Annotated in this window: 9 protein-coding genes and 1 pseudogene; 8 read left to right on the forward strand and 2 right to left on the reverse strand. The window is 63.7% G+C overall.

Going from position 1 to position 8,361, the window contains the following annotated elements; all coding sequences use genetic code 11:
- Positions 1 to 166: pseudogene (locus tag EN738_RS36430) on the reverse strand (uracil-DNA glycosylase); the annotation flags it as partial.
- Positions 163 to 744, reverse strand: coding sequence for an NYN domain-containing protein (locus EN738_RS25895; RefSeq protein ID WP_127286183.1), 582 nt, complete (start codon positions 742 to 744; stop codon positions 163 to 165). The gene EN738_RS25895 and the pseudogene EN738_RS36430, both read right to left, overlap by 4 nt.
- A gap of 304 nt (positions 745 to 1,048) precedes the next feature.
- Between EN738_RS25895 and rpoZ the strand changes: the two genes are divergently transcribed.
- The 8 genes from rpoZ to lepB all read left to right on the forward strand — a co-directional run bounded on the left by rpoZ (position 1,049) and on the right by lepB (position 8,332).
- Positions 1,049 to 1,450, forward strand: a complete 402-nt coding sequence (gene rpoZ, locus EN738_RS25900) for a DNA-directed RNA polymerase subunit omega (protein WP_127286184.1) — start codon at positions 1,049 to 1,051, stop codon at positions 1,448 to 1,450.
- 128 nt (positions 1,451 to 1,578) lie between these two features.
- Complete coding sequence (locus EN738_RS25905; protein WP_127286185.1) at positions 1,579 to 3,807, forward strand: bifunctional (p)ppGpp synthetase/guanosine-3',5'-bis(diphosphate) 3'-pyrophosphohydrolase; 2,229 nt, start codon at positions 1,579 to 1,581, stop codon at positions 3,805 to 3,807.
- Between the two features lie 32 nt (positions 3,808 to 3,839).
- Positions 3,840 to 4,418, forward strand: coding sequence for an orotate phosphoribosyltransferase (gene pyrE / locus EN738_RS25910; RefSeq protein WP_127286186.1), 579 nt, complete (start codon positions 3,840 to 3,842; stop codon positions 4,416 to 4,418).
- Between the two features lie 78 nt (positions 4,419 to 4,496).
- Positions 4,497 to 4,877, forward strand: coding sequence for a VOC family protein (locus EN738_RS25915; protein WP_127286187.1), 381 nt, complete (start codon positions 4,497 to 4,499; stop codon positions 4,875 to 4,877).
- Between the two features lie 647 nt (positions 4,878 to 5,524).
- On the forward strand, positions 5,525 to 6,076 hold the full coding sequence (locus EN738_RS25925) for a DUF417 family protein (RefSeq protein ID WP_127286189.1): 552 nt from the start codon (positions 5,525 to 5,527) through the stop codon (positions 6,074 to 6,076).
- Positions 6,077 to 6,502: 426 nt separating this feature from the next.
- Positions 6,503 to 7,096: a DUF2062 domain-containing protein gene (locus EN738_RS25930; protein WP_127286190.1), complete on the forward strand. Its 594-nt coding sequence runs from the start codon at positions 6,503 to 6,505 to the stop codon at positions 7,094 to 7,096.
- Positions 7,093 to 7,506 carry a holo-ACP synthase gene (gene acpS / locus EN738_RS25935; protein ID WP_127286191.1) on the forward strand — a complete coding sequence of 138 codons (414 nt, stop codon included), beginning with the start codon at positions 7,093 to 7,095 and terminating at the stop codon, positions 7,504 to 7,506. Before EN738_RS25930 ends, acpS begins: the two co-directional genes overlap by 4 nt.
- A 76-nt stretch (positions 7,507 to 7,582) precedes the next feature.
- Positions 7,583 to 8,332, forward strand: coding sequence for a signal peptidase I (gene lepB, locus EN738_RS25940; RefSeq protein ID WP_127286192.1), 750 nt, complete (start codon positions 7,583 to 7,585; stop codon positions 8,330 to 8,332).
- Positions 8,333 to 8,361 lie beyond the last annotated feature (29 nt).

Consider the following 8,361-nt stretch of genomic DNA (forward strand, 5'->3'; position numbering starts at 1 on the left):
GCACGGCGCCCTCACCCTCCGGCGGCAGGAAGGTCGGCACCGGCGCGTTGAACCAGGACGGCTCGCGCTGCCGCCAGTCGGCGATGAAATCATGCAGCCGCGGGCAGAGCGGGCAGTCGCGGCCGGGTTCGGGGGAGGGCGCGGCGACCAAGGCCGCCGCCGTCAATAGTCGTCCTCGTCGACTTCGGCCGGTTCGGGCCGGCGCACCGGCCGTTCGGAGGGATCGCGGCCGACTTCGTTCTTCAGGCTCATCAGGTCCATGAAATGGTCGGCCTGGCGGCGCAGGTCGTCCGAGATCATCGGCGGCTGCGAGGCCATGGTCGAGACGATCGAAACCTTGCGGCCGCGGCGCTGCAGCGCCTCGACCAATGTGCGGAAATCGCCGTCGCCGGAGAAGATGACATAGTGGTCGACGACGTCGGCGAGCTCGAGCGCGTCGACGGTGAGCTCGATGTCCATATTGCCCTTGATCTTGCGGCGGCCGGTCGAGTCGGTGAATTCCTTGGCCGGCTTGGTCACCACCTTGAAGCCGTTATAGTCGAGCCAGTCGATCAGCGGCCGGATCGAGGAATATTCCTGATCCTCGACCAGCGCGGTGTAGTAGTAGGCGCGCAGCAGATAGCCGCGTTTCTGGAAGCTAGACAGAAGCTTGCGGTAGTCGATGTCGAAGCCGAGCGCCCGCGAGGTGGCATAGAGATTGGCACCGTCGATGAAAAGCGCGATTTTTTCCCGAGGGTCGAACATGGAAAATGTCCTTTTTCAAAATAGGCGGTCGTCTAAAAGCGTCGGCGACTATGCCCGCGGCCCGTCAACGGACCACATGGCCTTTCTTATCCGAGATAGCGCCAGTTTTACGGCAATCCAAGCTGTGTCGGCCCCTCGCAAGCAATTGTGATCGGCGCCGGATCGCTGCGGGCCTTGCCCATGCCGAGCCGGATAATCCCGCGGCAGGCGGATCGGCATTGCCAAGAAGCTTGTATTTTGGCGGCGTTCAGGTTATGGACCGCGCCTGTTTTCCGTCAAATCCATCGCATGAAAGGGGCAATTCATGGCCCGCGTAACCGTTGAAGATTGCATCGACAAGGTCGACAACCGCTTCGAGCTGGTGCTCCTGGCCGGCCACCGCGCCCGTCAGATCAGCCAGGGCGCGCAGATCACCGTGCCGCGCGACAACGACAAGAACCCGGTGATCGCGCTACGCGAGATCGCCGACGAGACGCTGTCGCCCGACGACCTCAAGGAAGACCTGATCCACTCGCTGCAGAAGCATGTCGAAGTCGACGAGCCGGAGGCCGATGGCGAGGCGATCGCCGACCAGACGGGCGCTGCCGTCGCGGCGACCGATACCGACGACGCCGAGGACAACATCGCCTTCGACCGCATGACCGAGGAAGACCTGCTGGCCGGCATCGAAGGCCTTGTGCCGCCTGAGAAGAGCGACGACTACTAGGAGAGTTTCCTGGACCTGCCCGGAACATTTTTCCGGCACTTCCGTCCAGGCAGTTTCGTGGCTATCTATGACATGCGCCGCATCCCGATGCGGCGCATGATTCATTTCAGCACCGCGAGATCTTGCCCATGATGCGTCAGTATGAGCTTGTCGAGCGCGTCCAGCGCTACAAGCCTGACGTCAACGAGGCGCTGCTCAACAAGGCCTATGTCTACGCCATGCAGAAGCATGGCCACCAGAAGCGCGCTTCCGGCGATCCCTATTTCTCGCATCCGCTCGAAGTCGCCGCCATCCTCACCGAAATGCATATGGACGAGGCGACGATCGCGGTCGCCCTGTTGCATGACACGATCGAGGACACCACCGCCACCAGGGCCGAGATCGACGAGTTGTTCGGCCCCGAAATGGGCAAGCTGGTCGAGGGCCTGACCAAGCTCAAGAAGCTCGATCTCGTCTCCAAGAAGGCCGAGCAGGCGGAGAACCTGCGCAAGCTCTTGCTGGCGATCTCCGAGGACGTGCGCGTGCTGCTGGTCAAGCTCGCCGACCGCTTGCACAACATGCGCACCCTCGACCATGTTCCGGAAGCCAAGCGCCTGCGCATCGCCGAGGAGACGATGGATATCTATGCGCCGCTCGCCGGCCGCATGGGCATGCAGGGCATGCGCGAGGAACTGGAGGAGATCGCCTTCCGCTACATCAATCCGGAAGCCTACCGCGCCGTCACGGCGAGGCTTGCCGAGATATTCGAGCGCAACAAGGACGTGCTGACCGAGATCGAGAAGGCGCTGTCGGCCTTGTTCGAGAAACATGCCATCAAGGCCAGCGTGAAGAGCCGACAGAAGAAGCCGTGGTCGGTGTTCCGCAAGATGGAAGCCAAGGCGCTGTCCTTCGAGCAGCTCTCCGACATCTTCGGCTTCCGTGTCGTCGTCGATACGCTCGAGGATTGCTACCGGGCGCTCGGCGCCATCCACACGACATGGTCGATGGTGCCCGGCCGCTTCAAGGACTACATCTCGACGCCGAAGCAGAACGACTACCGCTCGATCCACACCACCATCGTCGGCCCGTCGCGCCAGCGCGTCGAGTTGCAGATCCGCACCCGCGAGATGAACAAGATCGCCGAATATGGCGTCGCCGCGCATTCGATCTACAAGGATACAGGCGGCAAGACGAACGGCGCCGGCCACGCCATCTCGAAGGAGACCAACGCCTATGCCTGGCTGCGGCGCACCATCGAGCAACTGGCCGAGGGCGACAATCCGGAAGATTTCCTCGAGAACACGAAGCTGGAACTGTTCCAGGACCAGGTGTTCTGCTTCACGCCGAAGGGCATGCTGATCGCGCTGCCGCGCGGCGCCACCCCCATCGATTTCGCCTATGCCGTTCACACCGATGTCGGCGATACCTGCGTCGGCGCCAAGGTCAACGGCCGCATCATGCCGCTGATGACGGAATTGAAGAACGGCGACGAGGTCGAGATCATCCGCTCCAAGGCGCAGGTGCCGCCCGCCGCCTGGGAATCGGTCGTCGTCACCGGCAAGGCGCGCGCCGCCATCCGCCGCGCCACCAAGAACGCCATCCGTAAGCAATATTCCGGCCTCGGCGCCCGCATCCTCGAGCGCGCTTTCGAGCGTGCCGGCAGGACCTTCACCAAGGAGAGCCTGAAGCCGGTGCTGCACCGGCTGGCGCGCAAGGACATTGACGACGTGCTGGCCTCGGTCGGCCGCGGCGAACTGGCCTCGACGGACGTCATGAAGGCGGTGTTCCCCGACTATAAGGACGAGCGCGTCACCGTCGCCGCCCCCAAGCAGCGCGAGGAGGGCTGGTCGAAGATCCGCAACGCCGCCGGCATGCTGTTCCAGATGCCGGGCCGCGCCGCGCGCAAGGACAAGGACCAGCCGCGCGACGGGGCGGTTCCGATCCGCGGCGTGCGCGGCGACCTGCCGGTGCGCTTCGCGCCGGAAGGAGCGGTGCCCGGAGACCGCATCGTCGGCATCATCCAGCCGGGCACCGGCATCACCATCTATCCGATCCAGTCGCCGGCGCTGCAGGCCTTCGACGATCAGCCCGAGCGCTGGATCGACGTGCGCTGGGACATCGACGAGCGAACAAAGGAGCGCTTCCCGGCACGCGTCTCGGTCACCGCCATCAACGCGCCGGGGTCGCTGGCCGACATCGCCCAGGTCGTTGCCGCCAACGACGCCAACATCCACACGCTGTCGATGGTGCGCACCGCGCCCGACTTCACCGAAATGCTGATCGATCTCGAGGTTTGGGATCTCAAGCACCTGAACCGGCTGCTCTCGCAGCTCAAGGACAATTCGAGCGTCAGCGATGCAAGGCGCGTCAACGGCTGACATCATGGTCAGAAGAATAATGGGGGAATGAAATGAACACCGACGAAGTGCTGGGCATTTTCCGCGAGGCCGGCGCCGTCCTGGAGGGACATTTCATCCTGACGTCGGGCCTGCGCAGCCCGGTGTTCCTGCAGAAGGCGAGGGTCTTCATGCATGCCGACAAGACCGAGCGCCTGTGCAAGGCGCTGGCCGAGAAGATCCGCAAGGCCGTTCCCGGCCGCATCGACTATGTCGTCGGCCCGGCGATCGGCGGCCTGATTCCGGCCTATGAGACCTCGCGCCATCTCGCCGTCCCGGCGATCTGGGTCGAGCGGGAAGGGGGCGAGTTCAGGCTGCGCCGCTTCGAGATCGCCAGGGGCGCGCGCGTCGTCATCGTCGAGGACATCGTCACCACCGGCCTGTCGATCCGCGAGACCATCGACTGCCTGCGCGAGCTTGGCGCCGAGGTGGCGGCGGCCGCCTGCATCATCGACCGTTCGGCCGGCAAGACCGATGTCGGCGTGCCGCTGGTCGCGCTCGCCGAATACGAGGTTCCGGCCTATCCGGCCGACCGCTTGCCGCCGGAACTGGCCGCCATCCCGGCCGTCAAGCCCGGCAGCCGCAACATCTGATGCGGCCATGCGTGAAAACAAGCGCTTGAGCGCGTTGCTTGAATCTCTTCGGCAGCGTCCGTCGGCCGCGGCGCAGCCATGATCGCCGGCATCGACCATTTCGTGCTCACGGTGCGCTCGGTGGAAGCGAGCTGCGCCTTCTACCAGCGCGTGCTCGGTCTCCAGCGCCTGGACGAACCGAACCGGCCGACCGCGCTGTTGTTCGGATCGCAGAAGATCAACCTGCACGAGGTCGGCCGCACCTTCGAGCCGAAGGCCAAGGAGCCGACGGCCGGCGCTGGCGATTTCTGCCTCGTCGCGGCAAGTCCGCTTGCCGAGATCTGCGCCAGCCTGGCGGCCAGCAACGTCGCCATCGAGGTCGGGCCGGTCGAGCGAACCGGCGCGCAGGGGCCGATGAAGTCGGTCTATTTCCGCGATCCGGACGGCAACCTGGTCGAGGTCAGCGAGTACCTCACCTAAGCCAGAACGGCCAGATTGTCTGGCGGATAGTGATGTGGCCAAGCTCTATCTTGCCAAGGCTGAGGACAATTCCGCTTCGACAGGGCACTCGAGGCAAGCGGTATAGTTGCATAGCCGGCAAATTCGGTATGCATGGTCCTCGCTGCTGACGAGCCCGCGCAGCAGCTTGGCGGCAAGTCTGCCGAACTCCTGCAGCTCCTCCGAACTTAGAACTGTGAGCGCTGATGCGAGCCCCGCCTGACGAGCGGAAAGAATTGCACCACAGGTCGTCTCGCCCAGAGGCGTGAGTCTTAGCGCTACCGCGCGATGATCGTCAGGCGCCGAGGATCGAGCCGCCAATCCGTCCGCGACCAGTCGATCGACCAGTCGAACGGCGCCTGAATGCGACAATGAAAGAGCGCGTCGCAGCCTCTCGATCGAGAGACCAGGTACGTGGCCAACGAGGGTGATGGCCGCAGCCGCGGGGCCGGGCTCCGGCGCTCGTGCCTGAGCGTCCCGCTGCAGCGTGTCCGCAAAGGCCAGCGCCAGAGCACCAATCACATTCTCGATCCTGGAATCAGCCATCAGCGAAAAATATATGCTTGGAGCATATACATCAAGATCGCGTTATTGTATGCTTGGAGCATATAAATAGAAGGAGGCAGGCTATGTTCACCCCGGCAACGGCACCCGCGCTCTTCGTGGCGCGCATCAATCGAACTGGCGACCGCCTTGCTGCTGTTGGCCGTGCGGTAGCCCTATCGGGGGTGGTGCTTCCGCTGCTGTTGATCGGCATTCTGAAATTCACCTCGATCGAGATCGAGGCGCTTAAGCCATTTGTTGAGAATACGCCTTGGCTGGCATGGCTTTATCCCGCATTCGGATTTGCCGGGGCTTCCTACTTCCTGGGCGTGATCGAACTGATCGCTGCGCTTCTGCTGGCTGCGTCTTTCCGCAGTGTCTGGGCTGGCCTCGTCGGAGGCGCGATCGGTTCAATCACCTTTGCGCTGACGGCCTCGACAATGCTCGCTCTGCCAATCTGGGAGGCGGGTTCGGAAGGGTTTCCCTTCCTCAATGGGCTGGGCGCCTTCCTCATCAAGGATGTCGCATTGCTGGGCGTGAGCCTGGTCATACTGGGTGGCAGCCTGCAGCGACTTGCGTCGAGCCACGACCGGGAAATCGCACACGGCGATGAGGCGAAACAAAGGGTGAGAATATGACCCTACTCGCCAGGAGATTGGAAGACCACATCCGGCACCCTCAGCGGATTCATCGGACCCCAGACTGCCAACCTCGCAATCATCCCCGGTGACATCGGCAGGACCGTTGCTTCACTCCGGCGACGGCTGGTTTGCGAGGGCGGCAACGCCGGCCGAGCGCCAGGTTGCGACCGACGTCGCAGCGCTGCATTAGCTGGCGGGGCGAACTGCCGCACGTGAGCGACTTGACCCCGCCTCCACAAATCCGCCGTGTTTCTAATATGCTCGAGCGGCGAGACGCTGGCCGGACGTTGTCCTTCGGTCGGCGCGTCGCTATATCAAAGTCGCTGTTGCCTTCGGGCGGCCTCGAAGCGCAAGATATGGCAGTCGCCTGCCGGCTCGGGATCGCCGGAACAGCCTGTGTTGAGTACTAGGAACCGGAACAGAGTGCTTTTTCGACGCCGCGAGCCTGATGGCATTTTTGAGCGGGTGCGTACCTATCTTTGGCCGCGCCGCTCGTTCTCGCGCTCGGTGCAGTATTTCTCGAAGCGCATCCTGAGGCTGAAGGCCACCCCGCATGCCGTCGCCGCCGGCGTCGCGGCCGGCGTGTTTGCCTCGTTCTTCCCGCTCGGCTTCCACTTCGTGATCGCCGCCGTGCTGTGCTGGGTGATCGCCGGCAATCTGGTGGCGGCCGCGCTCGGCGCCGTGTTCTTCGGCAATCCGCTGACCTTTCCGCTGCTGTGGGGTGCATCCTGGGAAACCGGCAAGCTCATCCTGCACGAACGCCTGCCCAAGCACGGACCGCCCGAGCACCTCGGGGAAATGATGCACACGCTTTCGTTCGCGAAACTGTGGCACCCGGTGCTGGAGCCGATGCTGATCGGCGCGGTGCCGCTCGGCCTCGTCTTCGGCCTGTTCTTCTACGGCATCACCCGATGGGGCATGACCGCCTTTCGCGAGCGGCGCAGGAAGCGCATGGCCGAGAGGGCACACAAGGCCAGGCTCGGTGGTCATGGCGGGCGGGAAGTTCCCGCGGAATGATCATCGGCATCGGCAGCGACCTGATCGATATCAGACGCATCGAGAAGTCGCTGGAACGGCACGGCCAGCGCTTCATCCAGCGCATCTACACCGAGGTCGAACAGGCCCGCTCGGAAGGCCGCGTGGCGCGCGTCGCGTCCTACGCCAAGCGCTTCGCCGCCAAGGAGGCCTGCGCCAAGGCGCTGGGCACGGGCATGGCGCATGGCGTCTTCTGGCGCGACATGGGCGTGGTCAACCTGCCCGGCGGCAAGCCGACCATGGCGCTGACCGGCGGCGCGGCGGGACAGCTCGGCAAGATCCTGCCGCGGGGGCATAGGGCGGTAATCCACCTCACCATCACCGACGATTTCCCGCTTGCTCAAGCCTTTGTGATCATCGAGGCGTTGCCCGCCGAAGAAGCGCCACATTGATTGCTTCTGACCTCCGGCTGACGTTGCCCAGCGCGCGCCGAGACTCTATACCAACCAACGCACAATCGAGGACGACATGAGCGTGGCTGAAAAATCCGAGAAGAAATCCGGCGGGCTTGGCGAAACCGTCAGCGTCATCATTCAGGCGCTGCTGCTCGCGCTGGTCATCCGCACCTTCCTGTTCCAGCCATTTTCGATCCCGTCCGGATCGATGCGCCCGACCTTGCTCGAAGGCGACTATCTCTTCGTCACCAAATGGTCCTATGGCTATTCGCGCTATTCGCTGCCGTTCGGTCCCGATATCTTCTCCGGCCGCATCTGGGGCTCCGAGCCGAAGCGTGGCGACGTGGTGGTGTTCAAGTTCCCGCCGGACCCGTCCATCGACTACATCAAGCGCGTCATCGGCCTGCCTGGCGATAAGATCCAGGTCAAGGACGGCCAGCTCTTCATCAACGGCGCCGGCGTGCCGCGCGAGAAGGTCGGCCAGATCGACAACCCTGATATCACCGAGGTCGATCGTCCGGTCGATGTCTATCGCGAGACGCTGCCCAACGGCATCACCTATGACACGCTCGACCTGACGCCGAACTCGATCGGCGACAACACGCGCGAGTTCGACGTGCCGCCCGGCCACTACTTCATGATGGGCGACAATCGCGACAACTCTTCCGACAGCCGCTTCACCGTCGGCTTCGTGCCGGAAGAGAACCTGGTCGGCCGCGCCAACATCATCTTCTTCTCGATCGCAGATGGCGCGAGCCCGCTCGAAGTCTGGAAGTGGCCGTCGCTGATGCGCGCCGCGCGCCTGTTCCATTTCGTCAGCTAGCTGATGGTGTCAACGAAGCGGCTCACCGC

Source organism: Mesorhizobium sp. M4B.F.Ca.ET.017.02.2.1 (assembly GCF_003998955.1).
Taxonomy (GTDB): Bacteria; Pseudomonadota; Alphaproteobacteria; order Rhizobiales; family Rhizobiaceae; genus Mesorhizobium; species Mesorhizobium abyssinicae.